Here is a 23,845-nt window from a genome sequence, read left to right as displayed (position 1 = left end):
TCAAAAGCCACGATTTTCGGCATGTCATAACCACAATCTCCGCTAATCGCCAATCCCGCTCCCAAAACAACGATGCGGTTTTCGGGATGCGCCCTAAAGATTAACGGCTGAACTGACGGAATGTAATTTTTGGATAGAGTTCTGGCAAATGACGCTTGATGGTGTCGCGATATGTTTGCGGTGCCGGAGATGCCAGAATGACAGCGCGCCTCTTACTCGTGGAAATGATGTTGAGGACTCCCGCATCCACGATCTCCCCTTTTTTCACCGAAATTGTGCCGTCAATCGCCAATGGAACAAGCGCTTTCTTTCTCCCGAGCCCAAAGAAGCCACTGCTGCTGGCTTCAAGCACGCTTCGATGATTCGAATCCCAGCTACAGATGACGCGAGCTATGCCATAATCGCCGGGTGCAATCGGCTGGAATGATACGCGAATATCCTGGCTGTCTATTACGTCGAAGACACCGGGAATGTTCAGGGTGGCCATTCTGAGGGTGATCTTGCCAATATCCGCCAAGGAGTAATTTTGTCCGATACTGGTGATATTACGCGGCACTAACTGGCCGTTCTCTACTGCTTGCAATTGAATATTCGCCTGATGGCATATTTTGCCGTTAATAGTCACGCGGGCGACGATTGCAGCACCTTTTGTAGCGACATAGCCCTCTGTCTTGCGAGCATTGTCGATCGCACTTTTGTTAAGCGCCGTAGGATCGGAGCTTGTATTGCAAGCGGTCAAAATAAGAGAGCCTACCAGCAGACTGAGCAGGCGATATGAAGTCGATTTAAACATGTTGCCCCAAAATAACTATGAAAAACATGTTTCGTTTATTCAGACATGGCGGGCTGCTGCAATGTAACTTTTGGCTATTATCAACAGTATGAGCGATTGGTTATATTCCGATGCAAAAAACCCCGCCGAAGCGGGGTTTTCTTTTGATCCTGAACCAGACCGATCAGTCGATGTCGAAGGAAACGCCCTGGGCCAGCGGCAGAGCCTTCGAGTAGTTGATGGTGTTGGTTGCGCGGCGCATATAGGCCTTCCACGCGTCCGAACCCGATTCACGACCGCCGCCGGTTTCCTTTTCGCCGCCGAATGCGCCGCCGATTTCCGCACCAGACGTGCCGATGTTGACGTTGGCGATGCCGCAATCCGAACCTTCAGCCGAAAGGAAGCGCTCTGCTTCCTGCAGGTTGAGCGTGAAGATCGATGACGACAGGCCTGCGCCCACAGCATTGTGACTCGCCAGAACATCGTCAAAGTCGGAATACTTCATGACGTAGAGGATCGGGGCGAAGGTTTCTTCGAGAACCGGGCCTTCCTGCTTCGGCATTTCGACAATGGCCGGACGCACATAGTAAGCGTTTTCATGGCCAGCATCGACGCGTTCGCCGCCCTGTACCTTGCCGCCGTGAGCAGCCGCTTCCTTGAGCGCCTTCTGCATGTTGTCGAAAGCAACCTTGTCGATCAGCGGACCGACCAGAGCGCTGGTTTCAAGCGGGGAACCAACGGTGACGCTGGCATATGCCTTCTGCAGACGCGGGACGAGGGCGTCGTAAACGCTTTCATGCACGAAGAGACGGCGCAGCGTGGTGCAGCGCTGGCCAGCGGTGCCCATTGCGCCGAAAGCGATTGCGCGCAGCGCCATGTCGAGATCGGCCGACGGGCAGACGATGCCGGCATTGTTGCCGCCGAGTTCGAGAATTGCGCGAGCAAAACGCTTGGCAAGGCGCGGACCGACTTCGCGGCCCATGCGGGTCGAGCCGGTTGCCGAAACGACCGGGACCTTCGGGCTGTCGACGAGGACTTCACCGATTTCACGATCACCGAGCAGAAGCTGGGAGATGCCTTCCGGCGCGTCGCCAAAACGCTTCAGAGCACGCTTGAAGATCGCATCGCAGGCAAGAGCGGTCAGAAGGGTCTTTTCAGACGGCTTCCAGACGACCGAGTTGCCGCAGACGATTGCAAGAGCGGCGTTCCACGACCAGACGGCGACGGGGAAGTTGAAGGCAGAGATAACGCCGACGACACCGAGCGGATGCCAGGTTTCCATCATGCGATGGCCAGCGCGTTCGGTTGCGATGGTGAGACCGTAGAGCTGGCGCGACAGGCCGACCGCGAAATCGCAGATGTCGATCATTTCCTGCACTTCGCCAAGGCCTTCAGACGGGATCTTGCCAGCTTCGAGCGAAACGAGACGGCCAAGATCTTCCTTGGAAGCACGCAGCTCTTCACCGAGCAGGCGGATCAGCTCGCCGCGCTTTGGGGCTGGAACGTTGCGCCAGGCGCGGAAGGCTTCGTCGGCCTTGTCGATGATCTTGACGGCGTCTTCCTTGCTGTGGGTCTTGACCGCAGCAATCTGTTCGCCCGAAACAGGGCTGAAACCGGCAAGGTTGCCACCGGTATAGGCGGATGCATCCACGCCGATTTTGGAAAGCAGATCGGCGGCTTCCTTCTTCACGTCGATTTTTCTAACAGCGGTGTTCATGGCTTTCCTCTCTGTATGAGTTGTTTGCGCATAATCCTGTCCGAGAAGTTTGCAACTTTTCGGGGTTATGCGTTTATTCCGCCGCTTCGAGGCCCTTCAGGCCTGCTCGAACGGCTTCGATGGATTCGCGTTCGATGCGGGCATAGTGCTCGAATTCATTAAGCACTTTCGCGCCCAGATCATCCTCGAAACGCTTCTGGTTGGGGCTTTCAACAAAATCCTGCGTTTCGTCGTCACCCAGATTGGACTGGAATATACCGGCAGCACTGACCGGCAGGAAGTCTTCATAGATGATCGGGTCGAACTGAACCGCGCCTGCTTCAATCAGAACCTCGATATCGGTATCCGGCTTGAAAGCTGCAAGACGTGCCGCATCCTTGACCGAATAGGCGAAGTAGCCGAGGCCCTCCTCACGCACGCCAGCCCATGTATCGGGGAAGGCCGCGAAAGTATCGCTCAGCGCCTTCACATATTCAGCCGCATTCGAGCCGTCCGGGGCAGGGCGGGCAATAGCGCGGGTGTCGTTGAGAAGCTTGTCGTAAAGCGCACGACCCTTTGGCGTGAGCGCCACGCCGCGCTGTTCGATCTCGCCGAAACGGGCGGTATGCGAGCCCGGTGTCCAGGTTCCGTCCGGGTTGACGAAGGATACTTCTTCTTCCAGCGCCTTGAAAGAGGTCTGGCGCAGGAGGATCGGGCACTTGCGGGTTGGCGGGCCTTCAACAACGGCTTTCGGGTTGATGCCGCGTTCCGGCATCTGGGCCTGCACGGCGTCGATGTCGAGCGTGCGCGGCGTCAGGTGGTTGATATGCGGACCCTTGAAGGACACGACATCGGCAATGAGGCGATGTGCATCATGCAGGCGATGATAAAGTTCGGCGCTGACATTGGCGTGATCGTGCCAGCGGAAGGTTTCCAGCACTTCAGCGACGAAGGCCTTGGCATCTTCATCGTTGAGGCCGCCTTCAGCTTCCGCCTTTTTTACAAGCGCGATGGCGCCAGCGGTGAAGATGTTGCGCTTGGAGAGAACTTCCTCCGATTCAGCGCGCAGCTTTTCATCGGCGATGAGGTCAAGGCGCAGAAGCGAGGTGAAGACGCGGAACGGGTTGTGTTTCAGGGCGGCATCGGCGACCGGGCGGAAGGCTGTCGAATGGACCGGAACGCCAGCGGCGCTCAGATCGTAATAGCCGACCGGGAACATACCCATGACCGCGAACACACGGCGCATCATGGAAAGTTCGGCAGCAGTGCCGAGACGGATTGCGCCGTGGCGCTCTTCCGAGATGCGCTCAAGCGAATCTGTTTCCGTCAGGCGTTCATGCAGATGGCTGTCATCCGCCAGCACCTTGGCGTTCACATCGGCAACGAGTTCCATCAATGTGCCATAAGCAGGCACTTCCTGCTTGTACATGGCAGACATCGCAGCCGAGAAGGCGGAACGAATGGCGTCCGGCGAAACGAATTTCTGGTCTTTCATGGCGAAAATTTCCGTCGAGTGGGGCATCTTCGGGTGACGCATGTCTTGTTTGGGAGGATCATGCATGGATTATGATGAAAATGTATCATATAGACCGTTTTGCGGTTATGCTTGCGACGAAAGCAACTATGTTAATGCGAGAATGGAATGAAGCTGAGCAGAAGACTGATCCCGGACATCGCCACGCTGCAAGCCTTTGAATGTGCTGCCCGTCACGGAAGTTTCACCCAGGCTGCGCATGAGCTCAATCTCACCCAAAGCGCTGTCAGCCGTCAGATCAAGGATCTCGAAAGCCAGCTCGGCGTGCTGCTGTTCGAGCGCATTCGCCAGCGCATTCTGCTTTCCGATGCCGGCCGCAAGTTTCTGCCGGAAGTGCGGCGTCTTCTCAACCAGACAGAGGATACGATGTTGCGCGCCATGGCTTCGGCGCAGTCCACCTCTTCTTTCAGTGTGGCGACCCTGCCGACATTCGGCACGCGCTGGCTGATGCCGCGCATTCCTGATTTCGTGGAGAAGCATCCGGGGATCGCGTTGAATGTAGCGTCGCGTTCCGGCGTTTTCGACTTCGAGGAACAGCCCTTCGATCTGGCCATCCATTACGGGCAGCCGGTATGGGCCCACGCCACCTGCACTTTCCTGTGTAGTGAGGTTATTGTGCCGGTTGCTTGTCCAAGCCTGTTGAAGGCACGTCATCCGTCCGCTCCGGAAGAACTTGAAAACGAGCCTCTGCTGCATCTTGCGACACGGCCCAAAATGTGGGCGCAATGGTTTGAAAGCTGCGGCGTGGAAGGACAGTCGGCCTATCGCGGCCACCGTTTCGACCAGTTCTCTATGGTTATAGGTGCGGCATTGGCCGGGCTGGGTTTCGCGCTTCTGCCGCTTTATTTGATAGAGCAGGAATTGCGCAGCGGTGAACTGGTCATGCTTTTCGAGAAGCCGATGCGGACCGAGAATGAATATTATCTCGTTGTCCCGGAAGGAAAACTGGAAAACCCGCTGACGCAGGTCTTCTGCCAGTGGATTGCCGGACAGGTTGGAAATACGGATTATTCGATGCTGGTTCATTCCAAACCGGAATGAATTGTTGCGCAAATAACGCTGTCCAAGTGGCTTTCGCGGCGTGAAATAGAAACAACCGGGCAGGGTGCCCGTATTCCACGAGAGCGGTCGATCATGAAAAAGACCGGGAACCGCTCTAACTGTTTGTTTTTACGCATTTCCGAACGCAAAACCGCTTCACACTTTTGCTGGAAATGCTCGGTATGAAATGGTTGTCTCAATGCTGAACGATCCGCGCTCCCATGGTCTTTGGGAAAAGACCGCCCCTGCCGCTCCCAAGACGACTGCGCTGCAAGGTGATCTGACTGCGGACGTGGTGATTGTGGGCGGCGGCTTCACCGGCCTGTCGACGGCCTTGCATCTGGCCGAAAAAGGCACGCGGGCCATCGTGCTTGAAGGCGTCGAGATCGGATACGGCGGTTCGGGACGCAATGTCGGTTTGGTGAACGCGGGCATGTGGGTCATGCCGGATGATCTGCCCGGCGTGCTTGGCCAGAAATATGGCGACCGTCTGCTCGATGTCCTCGGCAATGCGCCGAAGCTGGTTTTTGAGATTATCGAGAAACACAAGATTGCCTGTGAAGTCGAGAAGCAGGGCACTCTTCATTGCGCCGTCGGCAAGAAGGGTCTGAAAGAACTTGAAGATCGTTATGAGCAGTGGGCGCGTCGTGGCGCGAATGTGAAGCTGCTCGATGCGAGAGAAACCGAAGCCAAGGTCGGCACGAAAGCCTATGCCGGGTCGCTGCTCGATCTGCGCGCCGGTACGATCCAGCCGCTGGCCTATGTGCGCGGGCTTGCCCATGCCGCTGTCGCCGCTGGCGCGACCATCTTTACCGGAAGCCCCGTGACCGGCGCTGAGGAAAAGAACGGCAAATGGGTGGTCAAGACCGCCAAGGGTTCCGTGACGGCCAACTGGGTCGTGGTGGCAACCAACGCCTATACCAATGCGCCGTGGGCGGAAGTTCGCGCCGAACTTGTTCATCTGCCATATTTCAACATGGCTACAAAGCCGCTGTCGGACAATCTCAAGAAGAGCATTCTGCCGGAGCGTCAGGGTGTATGGGATACGAAGGAAGTGCTTTCGTCCTTCCGTTTTGACAGCCAAGGCCGCCTGGTGTTCGGCAGCGTCGGTGCGCTGCGCAACACGGGTGCTGCCGTGCACAAGGCATGGGCCAAGAAGTCGTTGAAGCGACTGTTCCCGCAGATCGGCGAAGTCGAGTTCGAAGCCGAATGGTATGGCAAGATCGGCATGACCGATGACAGCCTGCCGAAATTCCATCGCCTGGCGCGCAATGTCGTCGGGTTCTCCGGTTATAATGGCCGCGGCATCGCGCCGGGTACAGTCTTCGGAAAACTGCTTTCGCAACTCGTTTCAGGCGAGATCAAGGAAGACGATCTGCCGCTGCCGGTCAGCGATCCGAAGGAACAGAATTTCCGTGGTCTGCGTGAAGCCTATTACGAGGCTGGCGCACAGATTGCGCATGTCGCCGAGATCGTTATCTGATCTGCCGACCGGTTCACCGGGGATAGGTTTGCGGCTGTCATAAAACCGCAGTGCAATTCCTCTAATGCCATCCGCATCTCTCCAAATCAGGAGAAACGGATGGCTGTTCGGCAACTGCCTCAATGCCTTACAAGCCTTCCGATGGAATGATTCCGCCGGAAGGCTTTTGCTTTTCCGGTTTCACGTTGCAGGATGTTTGACAGGTGCACCATGAATGGAAATGATCGTGCCTATCGCCATGGCAGTATCTGCGCGTTATCACTTCGCACGCGTCAGGATCGCACCGGCATCGCTGGTCATGCTGGCGAACATTACACAGAAATTCGAGGAGCGAATCCCATGAACAAGATGCTGAAGCGGGCCGCTGTCGTACCTGCGCTTCTTGCTCTTTCCATCGCCGTGGCGCAGGCCGATACGCTGACGCTTTATACCTCGCAGCCGGAAGCGGATGCGACCAAGACGGTTGAAGCGTTCCGCAAGGCCAATCCCGATACGGATGTGCAGATTTTCCGCTCGGGCACGAGCGAACTCCTCACCAAGCTTGCTGCCGAATTTGCGGCTGGCGCTCCGCAGCCCGACGTTCTTCTCATTGCCGATGCGGTGACGATGGAAGGCCTCAAGAAGGACAAGCGGCTGCTCGCCTATCCGGAGGCCAAGGTCGATGGCTTTGCCGCAGATAGCTATGACGCCGACAAGACTTATTTCGGTTCCAAACTGATCACCACCGGCATAGCTTACAACACAGGCGCGTCACAGAAGCCTGAACATTGGGCCGATCTTGCCAAGGCCGACTACAAGGGTCAGGTTGTCATGCCGAGCCCGCTTTACTCCGGCGCTGCCGCCTATCTGCTGAGCGGCTTCGCGCTCAACAAGGATCTGGGCTGGGATTACTTCAAGAACCTCAAGGCCAACGAACTGGCGAGCGTCAAAGGCAATGGCGCAGTGCTGAAGTCTGTCGCCAGCGGCGAAAAGCCATACGGTATCCTGGTGGACTTCATGGCGCTCAACGCCAAGGCCAAGGGTTCGCCGGTTGAGTTCGTATTCCCGTCGGAAGGCGTGCCCGCGGTGACCGAACCGGTCGCGATCATGGCAACCGCCAAGAACGTCGACGGCGCGAAGAAGTTCGTGGACTTCATCCTGTCGGATGACGGCCAGAAGCTGGCGCTCGAGCAGGGTTATCTGCCTGCCAAGGAAGGTGTTGGCCGTCCTGCCTGGCTGCCGGAAGGCACCAAGATCAACATCATGTCTATCGACACCCAGAAGGTTCTCGATCAGACTGATGTCGACAAGAAGCAGTTCTCCGAGCTGTTTGGCGGATAAGGCATCTCGATGCGCATCATGAGAGACCTTCAGGGCCGCGATGCGGCCCTGATTGCTGGCATAACACTGATCGTGGCGGTTCTGTCGCTTCTGCCGATGGGCAGGCTGCTGGTCGAACTGGTCGCGCCGCAGGGGCAGCTTTCGACTTCGGCGCTGGTGGAGACACTCGGAAGCCAGTCGACCTGGGTTGCGACATGGCATTCGTTGCAGATCGGCATTGGCGGGACCCTGCTGGCGCTGGTGTTCGGCATTGTCGCGGCATTGCTCGTCGGGCTGACAAACATGCGCGGCCGCAATGTCTTCGTGCTTTTCTATGTCACTCCACTTTTGATCGCTCCGCAGGTAACGGCGCTGGCTTGGCTCCAGCTTTTCGGGCCATCAAGCCAGTTCCTCAAGATTGTGGGGATGGCGCCGCCGCTTGGCAGCCGGAATCCGCTCTATTCCGTCTGGGGCATCATCTTTTTGCTGGGCGTTCAATACGGCCCGCTGGTTTTCCTGATCGTGCGCGCAGGTTTGCGCAAACTGCCACGCGAACTGGTGGAAGCGGGACTTAGCGCCGGTGCCGGAAAATGGACCGTGTTACGCACCATCATCCTGCCGCTGATGACGCCGTCGATTATCGGTGCTGCCGCGCTGGCCTTCGTTTCCTGCGTGGGGAATTTCGGCATTCCGGCATTTCTCGGCATACCGTCGAATTATCTGGTTTTGCCGACGCTGATTTATCAGCGTCTTGCGGGCGGCGGACCGTCTGTGCTTTCGGGCGTCGCCGTGTTGTCCGTGCTGATCGGCCTGATTGCCATGGCTGGCATTGCTGCGCAGGAATATGCGTCCCGCAGACGTGATTTCCGCATTGTCTCGACGTCTCTGCCAGCCGCTCCCTTTGCGCTTGGCCGCTGGCGCGTGCCGGTGGAAGCCTCCGCCTGGCTGCTGATCGTGGTCGTACTCTTCCTGCCGCTGATCGGGCTCACGCTTTCCGCTCTGGTTCCGGCTTACGGCGTGCCGCTGACCTTTGCGACCGCGACAGTCGAAAATTTCCGCTTCGTCCTTATGGAACATGCCGGTGCCGCGCGCGCGTTTCGCAATAGTGTGGTCCTGTCACTGTCGGCAGCGTTCTTCGCTGTCCTGATCGCCGTTCCGCTTGCCTATATGCTGGCATGGCGCAAGCGTCGCTGGACGCCGATCCTCAATTTTGCAGCCGAAATGCCGTATGCCCTGCCGGGCGTGGTGCTGGCGATTGCCTGTCTGCTTCTGTTTTTGAAACCGCTGCCGGTGATTGGCGTCAGTCTTTACAACACGCTCTGGATCATCCTGTTTGCCTATCTCGCGCGCTTCTTCGTGCTGGCTCTGCGGCCGACGGTCGCCGGGTTGCATCAGATCGACCGTGCGATGGAGGAGGCCGCGCGTGTTGCAGGCGCGGGGCTTTTCTATCGCCTGCGGACCATTATATTTCCCCTCGTCGCACCGGCGACGCTTGCGGGCGGCGTGCTCATCTTCATGACCGCTTTCTGTGAGTTGACGGTTTCAGCGCTTCTCTGGGCGTCGGGATCGGAAACGCTGGGCGTGGTGATGTTTTCTTTCGAACAGGCGGGCGATTCCGCCTATGCAGCAGCCATCTCCATGCTGGCTGTTGCGGTGACATTCATGCTGATGCTTGCAACCAATCTGTTTGCGCGGCGTCTTCCAAACGGAGTGCTGCCATGGCGCGACTGAAAATCGCTTCTGTTTCCAAGACCTTCAATGAGTTTCAGGCCTTGTCCGGCGTGTCTCTCGATGTGAAGGATGGCGAGTTTGTTGCCATCCTCGGACCCTCGGGCTGCGGCAAGACCACGCTTCTTCGCATGATCGCGGGATTTGAAGATGTCGATGGCGGTGAAATCCACATTGGTGACAGCCGCGTTTCTCATATTGGCGGTAGCGTGCCGCCCGAAAAGCGGCAGGTCGGTATCGTCTTTCAGAACTATGCGCTCTGGCCGCATATGACCGTGGCCGAGAATGTCGGTTACAGTCTGCGGGTGGCAAAGGTTGCCAGGGCCGAGCGCGAACGCCGAGTTAACGAGGCGCTGGCGCTCGTTGATCTCGCCGGTTTCGGTGATCGACGCCCAGGTAATCTTTCGGGCGGTCAGCGGCAACGTGTTGCGCTGGCTCGCTGTCTGGTGGCTGCACCGTCTCTCGTCCTTTTCGACGAACCCCTCGCCAATCTCGACGTGCATCTGCGTGCTTCGATGGAAGACGAGTTCGCGGCGTTTCACAAGCGCACGGGTACCACGATCATTTATATCACTCACGATCAGGCTGAGGCCATGGCGCTCGCCGACCGGATTGCGGTGCTGGATCATGGCAGGCTCCAGCAGTTCGACACGCCACGCAAACTGTATGAGGAGCCGGCGAGCGAAATGGTGGCCTCCTTCATCGCCCACGGCATGGTATTACCTGCGGAGGTGCTTTCTTTTGCCGAACGTGGCCATTGCGAGGCGCTGGTGTTGGGCAGCCGCGCACAGGTGCGTTGTTCAGGCACGGAAATGCCACGCGCCAATGCGCAGCTCTGCGTTCGGGCAGAGGACCTGACATTGACCGAAACCGGCGGCATTCCCGTGCGGGTCAAGCGCTCGGTTTATCGGGGCGGCGGTTCGCGCATTGAGGCATCGCCGGTCGCGAAGCCGGATATTCACCTGCATTTCGAGGTGCGCGATCCCGTGCGGCTGGAAGAGGGCGACGAAGTGCGCATCGCCATCCGCAACGGCTGGATCATTCCCACCGCTGACATGCCGGTGAGAAAAGCCTCAACCGGCTTTCCGATAGGTAACAAGATTTAGGATATTCAACTTGTAGTGTAAAATATACTGATATATGCCAGATACGATGTTTCGTGTGGGGGCTCTGGAGAAATATGGGGGCAGGGCGGTTTTCCAATATCGACGGCTTGCGTGCAATCGCGGCTATATCAGTTTTGTTTCATCACATTCTTGGCGACTTTCTCCGAGAGGCGTCAAATCAGAATACGACCCTGATTGGTTCTCTTAACTCAATAATTTCCAGTTTCGATTTTGGCCGTTTTGGCGTTGTATTGTTTTTCCTGATCAGCGGTGTTGTGGTGCCTTTCAGTATCAAGAGCGACCAGCTCCAGCCGATCAGACGATTTGCAATCGGACGTTTTTTCCGTCTTTACCCGGCGTTCTGGCTGTCTTTGATTTTCATGTATGGTTATCTGGTGTTTACAGGCGGTGCCCCTGAACTGAAAACGCTGCTAGCCAATGCGACAATGGCGGCGAATGCATTCGGACAGCCTTGGCTTTCTGGCGTTTACTGGACGCTTTTCATCGAACTAATCTTCTATATCTTGATCGCCGTGGCCTTCATGGCTGGAATTTTGCGCCAACCGATGCTGATCTTGGCTGCCGGATTATTGTTGGCGCTTTCAACGGGTGGACCGTTTCTGCTACGTTCTCTCGGCATCAACCTGCCCGTTGTCTATATCGGGCTTCATCTATCCTTCCTGTTTTGCGGATTGTTGCTTCGTCTTACCGTCATTGAGAAAGAAAGGGGCACCTTATCGGCGGCTCTGGTGCTGATTATTGTACAAATGGGCATCATTGTCTCAATTGGAGACTTTTCCCTCGCTCGAAACGACACGTTTTTCATCGTGGGAAAATTGCCTGTCATTGCATCTTATCTTGCTGCTTATTCCGTCTTTCTTCTGTCACTTTGGACGATGAGACCGCAATCCAAGCTTTTATCCTCGACCGGTGAGATAAGTTATTCGATCTATCTGTTTCACGTTCCGGTCTGCTGGACGATCTACCTGTTCCTGCCGCCGACAGGCGCTATAAGCGATCTTATCACAATGGCATTGTGCGTGATTGCATCCTTCGTGGTTTCGATCTTAACATATCGCTATGTGGAAAAGCCGATGATCGCCGTTGGTCGAAGGATTTCAGGGCAAATCCATCGCCCCTTGCAACCAGCAGCAAGCTGACGGCTTTTACATAAGGTCGTAAAAGCCGTTCGCTGTTTTCTATTTCTTCTTCATAGCTTCCAGCAATGCTGCGCCGAAGCCGCCGGTCGATGGCTGCTCCTGTTTGCGTTGCGGTGTGAAGTTCTTGGCGGGCCGTTGATCTCGGCCTGCATTCCCGCGTGGGGCAGGGGCTTCGCCTCCGTCCTTTCTCATCGTCAGGCCGATGCGCTTGCGAGGCACATCCACTTCCGTCACGCGCACCTTCACCACATCACCAGCCTTGACTACTTCATGCGGGTCTTTGACGAAACGGTCCGCAAGCTGCGAAACATGGACAAGTCCGTCCTGATGCACGCCGATATCAACGAATGCACCGAAGGCCGCAACATTGGTCACGGTGCCTTCAAGCAACATGCCGGGCTTCAGGTCCTTGATGTCATCAATGCCATCGGCAAAGGTCGCAGTCTTGAACTCCGGACGCGGATCGCGGCCCGGCTTGTCAAGTTCGGCAATGATGTCACGCACGGTCGGCAGACCGAAACGCTCATCGACAAAAAGACGCGGATCAAGTGCCTTCAGCGCTGCGCTGTCGCCCATGAGGCTGCGCACATCGCGACCGCAAGCGGCGACGATTTTCTTGGCGACGCCATAGGCTTCCGGGTGAACGGAGGAGGCATCGAGCGGCTCTGTGCCGTTGGAAATGCGCAGGAAGCCCGCGCATTGCTCGAAAGCGCGGTTGCCGAGCCGTGCGACTTTCAAAAGCTCCTTGCGGTTCTTGAAGGCTCCGGCTTCATCGCGGTGCGCCACGATTGCTTCGGCGAGCGACTTTCCCAGACCCGAAACACGCGCCAGCAGTGAAGCGGAAGCCGTATTGAGATCGACGCCGACCGCGTTCACGGCGTCTTCGACCACTGCATCGAGCGAACGCGCCAGGCGGGATTGATCGACATCGTGCTGGTACTGGCCGACGCCGATGGATTTTGGCTCGATCTTAACGAGCTCGGCCAGCGGGTCCTGCAGACGCCGCGCAATGGAAACTGCGCCGCGCAGCGACACGTCGAGCTGCGGGAATTCGGCGGCTGCGGTTTCGGATGCTGAATAGACCGAAGCGCCTGCTTCCGACACGATGACTTTTAGCGGTTTTGGTGCCGGCATGTCGGAAAGCATGTCGATGACAAGCCGTTCGGTTTCGCGGCTGCCGGTGCCGTTGCCAATGGCGATCAATTCGACCTTATGCTTGCGGATCAGGCTTGCAAGTTCGGCTTGTGTGCCGCTCACGTCGTTCTTTGGCGGAAAAGGGTAGACCGTCGTCGTGTCGAGCAACTTGCCCGTACCATCGACCACCGCTACCTTGACCCCGGTGCGGATGCCCGGATCAAGCCCCATCGTGGCGCGCGAACCAGCAGGCGCTGCGAGCAGCAGATCCTTGAGGTTGCGGGCGAAGACATTGATGGCTTCTTCTTCGGCACGCTCGCGCAGGTCGCGCATCAGATCGAGCGAGAGCGACAGCGAAAGTTTCACGCGCCATGCCCAGCCTGCAACTTCCATCAGCCAGCGGTCGCCGGGAAGCGTTCCGCCGATATTATAGGCGGCGGCGATCTTGCGTTCGACCGGCTTCACAGGCGAGGTATCGTCGGCGTCGATCTCGATGTCGAGCGACAGGAAATCCTCGTTGCGGCCGCGCAACATGGCGAGGGCCCGGTGGCCCGCAACATTTGCCCAACGTTCGGAATGGTCGAAATAGTCGGAGAACTTCGCGCCAGCGGCCTCTTTGCCTTCGACAACCCGGGAGCGGAGAACTGCGCGTTCCTTGAGATAGTTGCGCAGATTGCCGATCAGCTCGGCGTTTTCCGCAAAGCCTTCGGCAATGATGTCGCGTGCGCCATCGAGCGCTGCCTTTACGTCGGGAACATCGGCGGTGATGTATTGCGCCGCGATTTCGACAGGCACAAGCTTGCGGTCCGTCAGAATGGCCTCGGCAAGCGGACCGAGGCCACGCTCACGGGCGATTTCCGCCTTGGTGCGGCGCTTCGGCTTATAGGGCAGATAAAGATCTTCAAGCTCGGCCTTGGTTGCGACGCCTGCGATCTTCAGCTCCAGCTCAGGCGTCAGTTTTCCCTGACCGCCAATCGATTCCAGGATCGAAGCGCGACGGGCTTCCAGTTCGCGCAGATAGGCGAGGCGTTCGGAAAGCTGGCGCAACTGCGTATCGTCAAGGCCGCCGGTGACTTCCTTACGGTAGCGGGCGACGAAAGGCACGGTCGCGCCTTCGTCCAGCAGGCCGATGGCGGCGAGCGCCTGATCCGGCTTTGCGTTGATTTCCGCCGCGATGATCCCGGCAATGCGCTTGGTAATATCGGCCATGTAACTTCCATTTCTTAATAGTCACGCCGAACATAGTCGGATGCCGGTTCGGCGCAATCAAGGCAGTATCGATGTTCCACAGGAAAGGCGTCAGCGTTCGTGTTCACGGCGATGTGAACTGCCTGCACCTTTTTAAATCGGATTTTAACAATACTTATATCGGGTAATGACGATACGCATTGGAAGATCAGCGAGGTGACTGCGATGTCGGATGTTCAGCCTATACCTCTGGACGAGATATTAAAAGCGCTCGCCAATCCTGTGCGTCTCGACATTTTGAGCTGGCTCAAGGAGCCGGAGAATCATTTCTCCGGCCAGCACATGCCTCTGGAGATGGGCGTGTGCGCGGGCCAGTTCGAACGGTGCGGCCTCTCCCAGTCGTCCGTTTCCGCCCATTTGTCCGTATTGACCAAAGCGGGGCTGATAACGCCCCACCGCGTCGGGCAATGGACTTTCTACAAGCGCGACGAGGAGGCGATAGCCGCCTTCGTCAAAGCCCTCTCCGATCTTTAATCCATCCTGAAACCGACCTCTCCCACTTGCCCAATCTTTCCCATTTGAAGGAAATGTATCCATGGCTTCATTGTTCGATCCCGTTACCGTAGGCGATCTCAAGCTCGCAAACCGCATCGTCATGGCCCCCCTGACGCGCAATCGTTCGCCGCGCGCCGTGCCAAACGACCTCAACGTCACCTATTACGAACAGCGCGCGAGTGCCGGCCTCATCATCACCGAGGCAACGCCGATCAGCCATCAGGGACAGGGCTATGCCGATGTTCCGGGTCTCTATTCCGCTGAACAGCTCGCTGGCTGGAAGCGCGTGACCGACGCCGTGCATAGCGCAGGCGGCAAGATCGTCGTGCAGATGTGGCATGTGGGACGCATTTCACACACCACCTTGCAGCCGAATGGTGGCCAGCCGGTCGCGCCTTCCGCGATCACGGCCAAGTCGAAGACCTATCTCGTTCAACCGGACGGCACGGGCGGCTTCGCGCCGACCTCCGAACCGCGTGCCCTGGACAAGAGCGAACTGCCGGAAATCGTCGCCACCTACGGCAAGGCTGCAAGGGATGCGATTGAAGTGGCGGGGTTCGATGGCGTGGAAATCCATGCGGCCAACGGTTACCTGATCGACCAGTTCCTCCGTTCGGGCAGCAATCACCGTACCGATGAATATGGCGGCTCGATCGAAAATCGCGCCCGTTTCCTGTTTGAAGTCGTCGACGCCGTGACGAAGGCGGCGGGGGCAGGCAAAGTCGGTATCCGTCTTTCGCCGGTCACACCAGCCAATGATGCCTCCGATCCCGATCCGCAGCCGCTGTTCGATTATGTGGTCGAGAAACTGGCGGGATACGGTCTGGCCTATATCCATATCATTGAAGGCGCGACGGGTGGTCCGCGCGATTTCCAGCAGGGACCGCAGCCCTTCGATTATGCGCGTCTCAAGCAGGTCTATCGCGATGCGGGCGGCAAGGCGGCGTGGATGGTCAATAATGGTTACGACCGCGCGCTTGCCGAAGAGGAAGTCGAAAGCGGTCGCGCCGACGTCGTGGCTTTCGGCAAGCCCTTCATTGCCAATCCGGACCTCGTGCGTCGCCTTAAAGACAATGCGCCGCTGAACGAACTCGATCAGCAGCATATGTATGGCGGTGGCGCCAAGGGTTATACGGATTATCCCGTGCTTGCCTGATCAGGAGAATACAAAACCCGGCGAAATGCCGGGTTTTTGTTATCAGAGCCTTGCTCGTGTCGAGCGCGGTGTGGCCAGCAGCAGATTGGTTTCGCTGGCCTTGATGCCGGGCACCAGCCTGATGCGGCGCAGGACGGCGTCGAAATCGGTGAGCGTGGCAGCGCCCAGTTCCACCACCAGATCGAAGCGGCCATTGGTGGTATGGATTGCCGATATTTCCGAAAAGCCGCCAAGCGCCTTGACCACACGGTCGGCCACATGGCCTTCGATTTCGATCATCATGATGCCGCGCACCGGCAGATCGACAGCATCCGAGCGCAGGATTACGGTATAGCCGATGATATCGCCGGAATTTTCCAGCCGCTCCATGCGAGCCCGGACAGTTGCCCGCGAAACACCGAGATCGATAGCAATATCAGAAATGCTGCGTCGCCCGTTATGGCGCAAAAGCGTAATCAGCTTTTCATCCAGATCGTCCATGCTTTCTCCATTTTGAAAAGCCAAACCGACATTCTGATAAACCAAACCGATAAAATTGCCAATCCGGTTGCTTCACATCGCCAAGCGTAAATGGTGAATCTTGATCTGGATATTCAGAAGGACTCCACTTTATGCATTGCAAGATTCTGGGACTGCCCGTTCAGGAAGGTACCGGCCGCGTGGGCTGCAATATGGGCCCCGATTCCTACCGTGCCGCGGGCATTGCTTCGGCTATCGAGGAACTCGGCCACGAGTTTACCGATCTCGGCAATCTCGCACCGGCTGTCCAGCGCCCGCTGGAGCATCCGAACCAAGCAATCAAGGCATTGCCCCATGCCGTTGCCTGGATCGAGGCAATCAGCGAAGCCGCCTATCGCGAAAGTGCGGACGGTTTCCCGATCTTCCTCGGCGGCGATCACCTTCTTGCCGCCGGCACCGTTCCGGGCATTGCGCGCCGTGCGGCTGAAAAGGGACGCAAGCAGTTCGTGCTCTGGCTCGATGCCCACACGGATTTCCACACGCTGGAAACGACAACCAGCGGCAACCTGCACGGGACGCCCGTCGCCTACTACACCGGCCAGAAAGGCTTCGAAGGCTATTTCCCGACGCTCGCCGCGCCGGTCGATCCAAAAAACGTCTGCATGCTCGGCATTCGCAGCGTCGATCCGGCGGAACGGGAAGCAATCAAGAAAACCGAAGTCGCCGTCTATGATATGCGCCTGATCGATGAGCACGGCGTTGCGGCCTTGCTGCGCCGCTTCCTTGAGCGCGTGAAAGCCGAAGACGGCCTTCTTCATGTCAGTCTCGACGTCGATTTCCTCGACCCGTCCATCGCGCCTGCCGTCGGCACCACGGTCCCGGGCGGCGCAACCTTCCGCGAAGCGCATCTCATCATGGAAATGCTGCACGACAGCGGGCTGGTGACGAGCCTCGATCTCGTCGAACTCAATCCCTTTCTCGATGAACGCGGACGTACCGCCACCGTCATGGTGGACCTGATGGCGAGCCTGCTTGGCCGCAGTGTCATGGACCGCCCGACGATTAGTTATTGAAACATGCTCAAGGAGCAATGATGACCCAACCCAACCTCAATATCGTCCCCTTCGTCAGCGTCGATCATATGATGAAGCTGGTGCTGTCCGTCGGCGTGGAAACCTTCCTCAAGGAACTTGCCGACTATGTCGAAGAAGATTTCCGTCGTTGGGAAAACTTTGACAAGACGCCGCGCGTGGCGTCGCACTCGAAGGAAGGCGTGATTGAGCTGATGCCGACGAGCGATGGTACGCTTTACGGCTTCAAATATGTGAACGGCCATCCGAAAAACACGCGTGAAGGTCTCCAGACCGTCACCGCCTTCGGCGTGCTGGCCGATGTGGGCAGCGGCTATCCGATGCTGCTGACCGAAATGACCATCCTGACCGCGCTGCGCACTGCTGCGACTTCGGCAGTTGCTGCAAAGCATCTGGCGCGTGAGAACTCCCGCACGATGGCCATTATCGGCAATGGCGCGCAGAGCGAATTCCAGGCTCTGGCATTCAAGGCGCTGCTCGGCGTCGACAAGCTTCGTCTTTACGATCTCGATCCGGAAGCCACCGCCAAGTGCATTCGCAACCTGCGGGGTGCCGGTTTCGACATCGTCGCCTGCAAGACGATTGAAGAGGTTGTCGAAGGCGCGGATATCATCACCACTGTCACCGCCGACAAGGCCAATGCGACGATCCTGACCGACAACATGGTCGGCGCCGGCGTGCACATCAATGCGGTTGGCGGCGATTGCCCCGGCAAGACGGAACTGCACGGCGATATCCTGCGCCGTTCCGACATCTTTGTCGAATATCCGCCGCAGACCCGCATTGAAGGCGAAATCCAGCAATTGCCGGAAGATTATCCGGTCAATGAGCTTTGGGAAGTCATCACCGGCAAGATCACCGGTCGCAAGGACGCCCGCCAGATCACGCTGTTCGACTCCGTTGGTTTCGCCACGGAAGATTTTTCCGCCTTGCGCTATGTGCGCGACAAGCTGAAGGATACCGGCCTCTATGAGCAACTGGACCTGCTTGCAGACCCCGACGAGCCGCGCGATCTCTACGGCATGCTGCTGCGCCACGAGAAGCTGCTGGAAGGCGAAAAGACCAAGCCTGCGGCCTGATCTTTCTCATTTCCAGGAGCGATTTTACTCAGCTTCACCTGTTGCAACCCTGCCGCGCTCGACGCGCGGCGGGGTTATGTTTTTTCAATCAGTGCGATAAATCCTTGTGCCGGGCACGATTTCCATTATTGCAGAGGGTACTTCTGAGATTGGGGATGCATCGGGCATGGATGACAGGGTGGAAAACGCAACATCCTTCAGGCAATCGGCAAATACCGTCCGGTCTGCCGCCAGCCCTCTCATCTTCAGCGATACGCTCGGGCTTTATCAGCGGCCCATTGGTGAAGCTCTGGATACGGTCGTCTTGTTTGCAAGCCCCTGGGGGCTGGAGGAACTCTGTACGACGCGGAAGTTCTGGCGCATCATCGCGGACAGACTTGCAGCGCAGGGCATAAGTTCCTTCCGTTTCGACTGGCCGGGCACCGGCGACGGGCGCGACGACATCGATTTTTCCAAAGGTTTGGGTCTCTGGCGCGATACGCTGGTCGAGGCCGCCCGGAAAGCGCGCGCTCTGTCGGGGGCTAGCCGTGTCGTTATCATCGGGCAAAGCCTTGGAGGAGCCGTTGCTGCCGAAACGGCATCGCAGATCGACGGCGTTGCGGCCCTGGCGCTTCTGGCACCTGTTATCTCCGGACGGTTCTACACGCGTGAACTGGCAGTCTGGTCGAGCATGGTCGATGCCGATCTCGGACTGACGGACGAGCAGAGGATCAGGAACGGCGTTTCCATCGCCTCCCTGACGATGCAGCCGGAAGTAGCCGCCGATGTGAAGAAGATCAATCTCCTGTCGCTGGAAGCAAAACCTGCGCCCCGGTGCCTGTTGTTGGCGCGAACGGATCGCCCCAACGATGCAGAACTGGCGGCCCATCTGGAAAAGCTTGGCAGCGACGTGACGGTTGAGGCCTTCGCCGATTACGACAAGCTGATTTCCAACCCCGTCATCTCGCGCCTGCCGCTGGAGGTAGCTGGCCGGCTTGTCGATTGGGTGGCCGGGCTGGCAGGTTCCACGCCTGCACAAAATAAGCCGGACGAAAGCGCTCTTGGCGGCACGTTACGGGGCGACGGTTTTATCGAAACGCCTGTTTCTTTCGGTTCCGAAAACCGGCTTTCAGGTGTTCTCTGTACCCCTTCTGACAAACAGCAGGGGAGGACGGTCATGTTCCTTTCCTCATCCTACGACCGTCGCGTTGGATGGGGAGGCACGACCGTCGATATGGCGCGCAAGCTCGCACGGGAAGGCGTCGCTTCGCTGCGCTTTGATATTGCAAATGCGGGCGACAGCCCACCCAATCCCGGCATGCCGGAACAGGTGCTTTACACCCACGGCCCCGAGGCCGATGTTGCAGAAGCTCTCGACTATCTCGACGCGCTCGGCTGGGGGCGTCCGGTTGTTGCCGGGCGATGCAGCGGCGCGTTCCTGGGATTTAACACGGCCCTCAAGGACGAGCGCATTTCCGGCGCGGTTCTGGTCAATCCCGTCACCTTCTACTGGGCGCCGGGACGCTCGATCGACGAGGCTCTTCGCGAAGGCAATCGCACGCTGGAGGATTACGGCAGCCGAGCCTTGCGCGCCGAAACGTTCCAGCGCCTGCTCCGTGGCGAACTGGATATCCGCGCCATACTGCGCAACCTCACACGCGGGGTGGCCGGGCGCATTCGGGGCCTGGCACGCAAGCTTTTGCGCAGCCGCACAGCGGAAGGGCGGGCGGTCTATTCGGCTTTTGACGAACTGAAACAGCGTGATGTGCCGCTGGCGCTGGTCTATGCCGAAAAGGACCCCGGGCGCGAACATTTCAATTTCTATTTCGATCAGGCAGGCAGCGGCGTGCAAGGCTTCGACAATGTGTCGGTTGCCATCATTCCCGATGCCGATCACAATCTGACACCGGAACATTCACGCAAGATCTATATCGACGCGATCCGTTCCCTGGCCCTGAAATAGTCAGAACCAGACGATCCGGGACGAACCGGCGATACGAATTTCGCCGGACGGTTTTTCCGGTGTTTCGTTGCGCGGGATAAGCGTGACGCGTTTCGTCCCGTGGGGGGCGAGGTGAAACCAGTTGTCGGCTGGGCGCCAGTCGCCCGCATCGATGCTGACGGATTGGGCCAGAACCGGTGTTTTGAGATCAAGGAACCAGTTCCCGTTCTCTTCCACAATCACGGCTTCGATGGCGGCGTCGTGAAAGGCTTTTGTCCGTCCGAGCGGAAAGTGAAACGCCTCGGCGATGGTAATATCATTACGTTTCAGTCGCGCCACCGTCACGTCATGCGCCGGAGGGCCGAAACGATAGGCGTAGGTGACATCGAAGAACGCGCCGAACAGATCAGTTGACGGAATGGTGATCGCTGAACTACCTCCCATCGAAAGATCGCGGCGACCGGAAACCACCGGCTGCGAACCAGTGCGCAGGCAAGCTAATTCAAGCGAAAGATCAGCGGATTCTGCCTGTTCGTTCAGAACATGAATCGCAAGGCCGTTGACGCCTTCGTCGGTCAAGGCAAGCTGTTGCGGACGAAAGGCACGCTTGAGGCCGTGCCAGGACGGCTTGGGTTCGCCCGCCGCATCGATCATGCCCCACCCGGCACCGGGCAGAAGGTCTTGAAACATCCAGACAAGCCCGCCGAAACAGGTGCTTCCCGGACGTCTCCATTCGGCAAAAGTCGCTTCCATCACTTCCGCCGTGACGGCACGGGAGAGGTGGAGATACTGTTCCACATCCTCGCGTCGCAACCGCGCGGGATCGTAACCGTATAACATCTCCAGATAGCTATCCCGCACATCCTCGAAATCCCAGGATACGCCGCGATCGCGTGGCACGCGTGCCTTCCAGCGCGGATCGTGCACAGGCGGCACATCAAGATGGATTTTCAGCGTGCGTGCTTCCGGCACGTTGGCGAAGGCCAGACATTCGGTTGCAAAGCGCACTTCCGCCCGGCGCGCATCTTCCAGCGGGCGGCAATAGGCGCTGACGCCGTAATAATGGCTGACGCCTTCATTGCTGATGAAGGGCAGGGCGCCATCGCAGGGCGAATTCGGCACATAGGGAATGTCGGGGCAAATCTTGCCTGCGATAGCCGGCAGGATTTCCTCGGTAAGCGGGCCTTTCCATGTCGTCTCCGGCAGGCCCATCATAGCGCCCTGCTGGTAGATTTCGCTGCCGCCGCAAAGCACGGTCAGCGATGGCGCCGGTCCGATGGCAGCAAGAAGCTGTGACGCTTCTGCCTGCACCTTCGTGACAAATGCCTCGTCTTTCACCGGATAATCGAAATTGGCGAACATGAAGTCCTGCCACACCATGATGCCAAGCTCATCGCAAAGTGCGTAGAAATCCGGCGTCTCATAGGCGGTGATGCCGCTTAACCGCAGCATGTTCATGCCCGCTTCCTGTGCGAGCTTCAGCCACGGTTGGTAATCGCTGCGTGTGCCGGGAAGGCGGACGATATCCGCAGAACTCCATACGGCACCGCGACAGAAAACCTTTTCGCCGTTCAGCTTGAGCGCAAATCCCTTACCGTCCGGCCCGCGGTCGACCTCGATCCGGCGAAAGCCCGTGCGCCCGAGCAGGCGCATTTCGCCGTCGAGCGAAAGTTCAACGGCGTGAAGCGCCGGATTACCATGCGTATGCGGCCACCATGGTTCAACATTGGGGAGCGTCAGCTTCGCAGTCCACTCGCCGCTGGTCTGGCGCTCGCAAATGGCCTGTTGCCCAGCGCAATGGAGGACCAGCGTTCCGGCGCTGCCGCTATAAATAAAACTGACTTCAAGTTCTCCATTGCCGCTTTCGGTCAATCTTGCGCGGATGGTGATGCCTGAAATGGCTTCGGTATGGGCGCGGCTGATTGTGACGGGACGCCATGGTCCCACCGCTTGGACTTCCGGACACCAGCCCGGCATATAGCCGAGCGCGGTCGTGCGGATGAGGCGCAAACCTTGCGTGTTCATCAGCTGCGTGCGCCAGCGGGCACGCGGGCCTTTTTGATTGAGACGGCGCGCGAGCGCGCGAAAACACAGCGCAAGTTCGTCCTTGCCGGTCAGCGTGACGGACAGATCATGTTTGAGAAACATGCTGTCGGTTTGCAGCAGCAGTTCGCCGTTGAGAAAGACATCGCAGATCGTGGCAAGCCCGCCCAAATGCAGCATGGCAGGGCCGGCTGCCTCGTCTAGGTCGAGGAAATACCAGGCATCCTGATTGTCGAGCGGGAGGGGGTTGTTTCGGTCGAAGCGCCCCGCTTTTTCCAGAGCTTCCGCCACCGTGCCGGGTACCGGTGCGTCCTTGATCACCTCACCGGACCTGGCGTCATGCGGCGTTTGCGCCGCATCTGGACCGGTGAGAACGAGCCGCCAGCCGGTCGAGAGCGGGCAGGTCGTCGGATTGAATTCAAGCAGCATCGCGACCGAGTTCCGTTGCAAGCGCTGCCATCAGCCGATCCCAGGCATCTGCTGCCGGTTGAAGCGTTCCGCCCAGTGCGTCGAACTTCTTGCGCATGACGGCACGGGCAAGCTGGAACTGAACCGCCTTTGCCGTTTCCGCAATCTGCAGGGCATCTGCGGACGCCGTTGCAAAGCGCTTGCCTTGTCCGAGCCACTCAAGATGGCTTGCCGCAAGTTCGAAATTGGCGCCGAGCTGGCGCAGCGTGTTGAACGCATATTTGTGGAAGAAGCCGAACGGGCGTTCCGCGATTGCTTCCACCTGAGCGGGGAACACGCTTGCAAAGGCACGGATCGGGTTTTCCTTCGGCCTGCGCGCAAAATGGCGCGGCAGAAGGATTGCAGCCACGCGTCGCTGATGGGCTTCGTCCGGCACGTGCTTCGGAAACTTGGCGAATTCCGTATAGGGCAGGAAGGGCAGGTCGGCATCCGTCAGTTGACGCTGGAAAACGCCATCGAAATCCTCGCCTTCGAGATGGTAGAAACCGCCATTGTGGAAATAATCGAGCTGGCGGTTTTCAACATCCATGCGGTTGATGGCGATGGTGGTCTTGCCATGTTCAGTACGATAGCTGACACCATGCGTATCCGGCATGAAATAGCTGTCCATTTCGACCATGCAGAGACGTCCGCGCGCGATCTGCTCGGCGACATGGCTTTCCACACGGTCGAAAATTGCAAGCTCCGTCGCCCGCACGCCGTAAAGGGCTTCGAGGTCTTCCAGCGGCACCTTGAAGAAGGTGAACTGGTCGCCCTCGAAATCCTGCGTCAGCGTGAAGCCGAGCATGGCTTCCGGGGCGATGCCCAATGTTGCCAGCACTTCGATCCACAGATCGACATAGCAGTTGGTTTCCGGCCAGATACGCGTCTGGGCATGCAAGGCGTGCGGCGTGTAACGGTCGGGCGCGATGTTCGGAAAAACAGCCTGCATG

19 protein-coding genes are annotated in these 23,845 nt (G+C 58.1%); 12 read left to right on the top strand and 7 right to left on the bottom strand.

What is annotated here, in order from left to right:
• Nucleotides 1–100: 100 nt before the first annotated feature.
• From ACOWVS_RS17170 to ACOWVS_RS17160, 3 genes are all read right to left on the bottom strand, one after another.
• Entirely contained in the window at nt 101–793 is a 693-nt protein-coding gene (locus tag ACOWVS_RS17170; RefSeq protein WP_063620671.1) for a hypothetical protein, read from the bottom strand.
• A 163-nt stretch (nt 794–956) separates the two neighbouring features.
• The gene (locus ACOWVS_RS17165; RefSeq protein ID WP_063620672.1) at nt 957–2,489 is read right to left on the bottom strand and encodes an aldehyde dehydrogenase family protein; all 1,533 of its coding nucleotides are present in this window, start codon (nt 2,487–2,489) and stop codon (nt 957–959) included.
• Nucleotides 2,490–2,562: 73 nt separating this feature from the next.
• Nucleotides 2,563–3,963, bottom strand: a complete 1,401-nt coding sequence (locus tag ACOWVS_RS17160) for a 2-oxoadipate dioxygenase/decarboxylase HglS (RefSeq protein ID WP_063620673.1) — start codon at nt 3,961–3,963, stop codon at nt 2,563–2,565.
• A gap of 147 nt (nt 3,964–4,110) precedes the next feature.
• On the opposite strand from ACOWVS_RS17160, the gene ACOWVS_RS17155 reads away from it, so the two are divergent.
• The 7 genes from ACOWVS_RS17155 to ACOWVS_RS17125 all read left to right on the top strand — a co-directional run bounded on the left by ACOWVS_RS17155 (nt 4,111) and on the right by ACOWVS_RS17125 (nt 11,819).
• Nucleotides 4,111–5,043, top strand: a complete 933-nt coding sequence (locus ACOWVS_RS17155; protein WP_006467474.1) for a LysR family transcriptional regulator — start codon at nt 4,111–4,113, stop codon at nt 5,041–5,043.
• A gap of 199 nt (nt 5,044–5,242) precedes the next feature.
• Nucleotides 5,243–6,526 carry an NAD(P)/FAD-dependent oxidoreductase gene (locus ACOWVS_RS17150; protein WP_025090559.1) on the top strand — a complete coding sequence of 428 codons (1,284 nt, stop codon included), beginning with the start codon at nt 5,243–5,245 and terminating at the stop codon, nt 6,524–6,526.
• A 214-nt stretch (nt 6,527–6,740) separates the two neighbouring features.
• Nucleotides 6,741–6,869, top strand: a complete 129-nt coding sequence (locus tag ACOWVS_RS17145) for a hypothetical protein (protein WP_021587031.1) — start codon at nt 6,741–6,743, stop codon at nt 6,867–6,869.
• Nucleotides 6,866–7,846 (top strand): ABC transporter substrate-binding protein, encoded by a 981-nt coding sequence (locus tag ACOWVS_RS17140; RefSeq protein WP_063620674.1) that lies wholly within the window; start codon nt 6,866–6,868, stop codon nt 7,844–7,846. The genes ACOWVS_RS17145 and ACOWVS_RS17140 overlap by 4 nt, the downstream gene beginning before the upstream one ends.
• A 9-nt stretch (nt 7,847–7,855) precedes the next feature.
• Nucleotides 7,856–9,556, top strand: coding sequence for an ABC transporter permease (locus tag ACOWVS_RS17135; RefSeq protein WP_063620675.1), 1,701 nt, complete (start codon nt 7,856–7,858; stop codon nt 9,554–9,556).
• Nucleotides 9,544–10,659 (top strand): ABC transporter ATP-binding protein, encoded by a 1,116-nt coding sequence (locus ACOWVS_RS17130; protein ID WP_063620676.1) that lies wholly within the window; start codon nt 9,544–9,546, stop codon nt 10,657–10,659. The genes ACOWVS_RS17135 and ACOWVS_RS17130 overlap by 13 nt, the downstream gene beginning before the upstream one ends.
• Nucleotides 10,660–10,733: 74 nt before the next feature.
• Nucleotides 10,734–11,819, top strand: coding sequence for an acyltransferase family protein (locus tag ACOWVS_RS17125; RefSeq protein WP_210272905.1), 1,086 nt, complete (start codon nt 10,734–10,736; stop codon nt 11,817–11,819).
• Between the two features lie 39 nt (nt 11,820–11,858).
• Here ACOWVS_RS17125 and ACOWVS_RS17120 read toward each other — a convergent pair whose 3' ends face one another.
• The gene (locus ACOWVS_RS17120; protein WP_063620678.1) at nt 11,859–14,162 is read right to left on the bottom strand and encodes a Tex family protein; all 2,304 of its coding nucleotides are present in this window, start codon (nt 14,160–14,162) and stop codon (nt 11,859–11,861) included.
• Nucleotides 14,163–14,366: 204 nt separating this feature from the next.
• Between ACOWVS_RS17120 and ACOWVS_RS17115 the strand changes: the two genes are divergently transcribed.
• Together ACOWVS_RS17115 and ACOWVS_RS17110 are read left to right on the top strand one after the other, a co-directional pair.
• A complete protein-coding gene (locus ACOWVS_RS17115; protein WP_006471599.1) occupies nt 14,367–14,675 on the top strand; it encodes an ArsR/SmtB family transcription factor in 309 nt (102 codons plus the stop codon).
• Nucleotides 14,676–14,736: 61 nt separating this feature from the next.
• Nucleotides 14,737–15,852, top strand: a complete 1,116-nt coding sequence (locus ACOWVS_RS17110; RefSeq protein WP_063620679.1) for an alkene reductase — start codon at nt 14,737–14,739, stop codon at nt 15,850–15,852.
• A 42-nt stretch (nt 15,853–15,894) separates the two neighbouring features.
• Here the strand turns inward: ACOWVS_RS17110 and ACOWVS_RS17105 are convergent, their stop codons facing one another.
• On the bottom strand, nt 15,895–16,332 hold the full coding sequence (locus tag ACOWVS_RS17105; RefSeq protein WP_006471598.1) for an Lrp/AsnC family transcriptional regulator: 438 nt from the start codon (nt 16,330–16,332) through the stop codon (nt 15,895–15,897).
• 131 nt (nt 16,333–16,463) lie between these two features.
• On the opposite strand from ACOWVS_RS17105, the gene rocF reads away from it, so the two are divergent.
• The 3 genes from rocF (at nt 16,464) to ACOWVS_RS17090 (ending at nt 20,423) form a co-directional block, all read left to right on the top strand.
• Complete coding sequence (gene rocF, locus ACOWVS_RS17100; protein ID WP_075042086.1) at nt 16,464–17,384, top strand: arginase; 921 nt, start codon at nt 16,464–16,466, stop codon at nt 17,382–17,384.
• Nucleotides 17,385–17,404: 20 nt separating this feature from the next.
• The gene (locus ACOWVS_RS17095; RefSeq protein ID WP_006471597.1) at nt 17,405–18,481 is read left to right on the top strand and encodes an ornithine cyclodeaminase; all 1,077 of its coding nucleotides are present in this window, start codon (nt 17,405–17,407) and stop codon (nt 18,479–18,481) included.
• 166 nt (nt 18,482–18,647) lie between these two features.
• Nucleotides 18,648–20,423, top strand: a complete 1,776-nt coding sequence (locus ACOWVS_RS17090) for an alpha/beta fold hydrolase (protein WP_075042087.1) — start codon at nt 18,648–18,650, stop codon at nt 20,421–20,423.
• Here the strand turns inward: ACOWVS_RS17090 and ACOWVS_RS17085 are convergent, their stop codons facing one another.
• Together ACOWVS_RS17085 and ACOWVS_RS17080 are read right to left on the bottom strand one after the other, a co-directional pair.
• Nucleotides 20,424–22,874, bottom strand: coding sequence for a glycoside hydrolase family 2 protein (locus ACOWVS_RS17085; RefSeq protein ID WP_075042088.1), 2,451 nt, complete (start codon nt 22,872–22,874; stop codon nt 20,424–20,426).
• Nucleotides 22,864–23,844: a DUF1839 family protein gene (locus ACOWVS_RS17080; protein WP_063620932.1), complete on the bottom strand. Its 981-nt coding sequence runs from the start codon at nt 23,842–23,844 to the stop codon at nt 22,864–22,866. The genes ACOWVS_RS17085 and ACOWVS_RS17080 overlap by 11 nt, the downstream gene beginning before the upstream one ends.
• Nucleotide 23,845 lies beyond the last annotated feature (1 nt).

The sequence above is a fragment of the Brucella sp. IR068 genome (assembly GCF_049065885.1).
In the GTDB taxonomy this organism is placed as follows: domain Bacteria; phylum Pseudomonadota; class Alphaproteobacteria; order Rhizobiales; family Rhizobiaceae; genus Brucella; species Brucella intermedia.
This window is presented reverse-complemented; position numbering and strand designations above follow the sequence as displayed.

What these genes read in the sequence shown, in the direction of transcription:
- ACOWVS_RS17170 (WP_063620671.1), bottom strand. Translation starts at nt 793, where the DNA reads ATGTTTAAATCGACTTCATATCGCCTGCTCAGTCTGCTGGTAGGCTCT.
- ACOWVS_RS17165 (WP_063620672.1), bottom strand. Translation starts at nt 2,489, where the DNA reads ATGAACACCGCTGTTAGAAAAATCGACGTGAAGAAGGAAGCCGCCGAT.
- ACOWVS_RS17160 (WP_063620673.1), bottom strand. Translation starts at nt 3,963, where the DNA reads ATGAAAGACCAGAAATTCGTTTCGCCGGACGCCATTCGTTCCGCCTTC.
- ACOWVS_RS17155 (WP_006467474.1), top strand. Translation starts at nt 4,111, where the DNA reads ATGAAGCTGAGCAGAAGACTGATCCCGGACATCGCCACGCTGCAAGCC.
- ACOWVS_RS17150 (WP_025090559.1), top strand. Translation starts at nt 5,243, where the DNA reads ATGCTGAACGATCCGCGCTCCCATGGTCTTTGGGAAAAGACCGCCCCT.
- ACOWVS_RS17145 (WP_021587031.1), top strand. Translation starts at nt 6,741, where the DNA reads ATGGAAATGATCGTGCCTATCGCCATGGCAGTATCTGCGCGTTATCAC.
- ACOWVS_RS17140 (WP_063620674.1), top strand. Translation starts at nt 6,866, where the DNA reads ATGAACAAGATGCTGAAGCGGGCCGCTGTCGTACCTGCGCTTCTTGCT.
- ACOWVS_RS17135 (WP_063620675.1), top strand. Translation starts at nt 7,856, where the DNA reads ATGCGCATCATGAGAGACCTTCAGGGCCGCGATGCGGCCCTGATTGCT.
- ACOWVS_RS17130 (WP_063620676.1), top strand. Translation starts at nt 9,544, where the DNA reads ATGGCGCGACTGAAAATCGCTTCTGTTTCCAAGACCTTCAATGAGTTT.
- ACOWVS_RS17125 (WP_210272905.1), top strand. Translation starts at nt 10,734, where the DNA reads ATGGGGGCAGGGCGGTTTTCCAATATCGACGGCTTGCGTGCAATCGCG.
- ACOWVS_RS17120 (WP_063620678.1), bottom strand. Translation starts at nt 14,162, where the DNA reads ATGGCCGATATTACCAAGCGCATTGCCGGGATCATCGCGGCGGAAATC.
- ACOWVS_RS17115 (WP_006471599.1), top strand. Translation starts at nt 14,367, where the DNA reads ATGTCGGATGTTCAGCCTATACCTCTGGACGAGATATTAAAAGCGCTC.
- ACOWVS_RS17110 (WP_063620679.1), top strand. Translation starts at nt 14,737, where the DNA reads ATGGCTTCATTGTTCGATCCCGTTACCGTAGGCGATCTCAAGCTCGCA.
- ACOWVS_RS17105 (WP_006471598.1), bottom strand. Translation starts at nt 16,332, where the DNA reads ATGGACGATCTGGATGAAAAGCTGATTACGCTTTTGCGCCATAACGGG.
- rocF (WP_075042086.1), top strand. Translation starts at nt 16,464, where the DNA reads ATGCATTGCAAGATTCTGGGACTGCCCGTTCAGGAAGGTACCGGCCGC.
- ACOWVS_RS17095 (WP_006471597.1), top strand. Translation starts at nt 17,405, where the DNA reads ATGACCCAACCCAACCTCAATATCGTCCCCTTCGTCAGCGTCGATCAT.
- ACOWVS_RS17090 (WP_075042087.1), top strand. Translation starts at nt 18,648, where the DNA reads ATGGATGACAGGGTGGAAAACGCAACATCCTTCAGGCAATCGGCAAAT.
- ACOWVS_RS17085 (WP_075042088.1), bottom strand. Translation starts at nt 22,874, where the DNA reads ATGCTGCTTGAATTCAATCCGACGACCTGCCCGCTCTCGACCGGCTGG.
- ACOWVS_RS17080 (WP_063620932.1), bottom strand. Translation starts at nt 23,844, where the DNA reads ATGCAGGCTGTTTTTCCGAACATCGCGCCCGACCGTTACACGCCGCAC.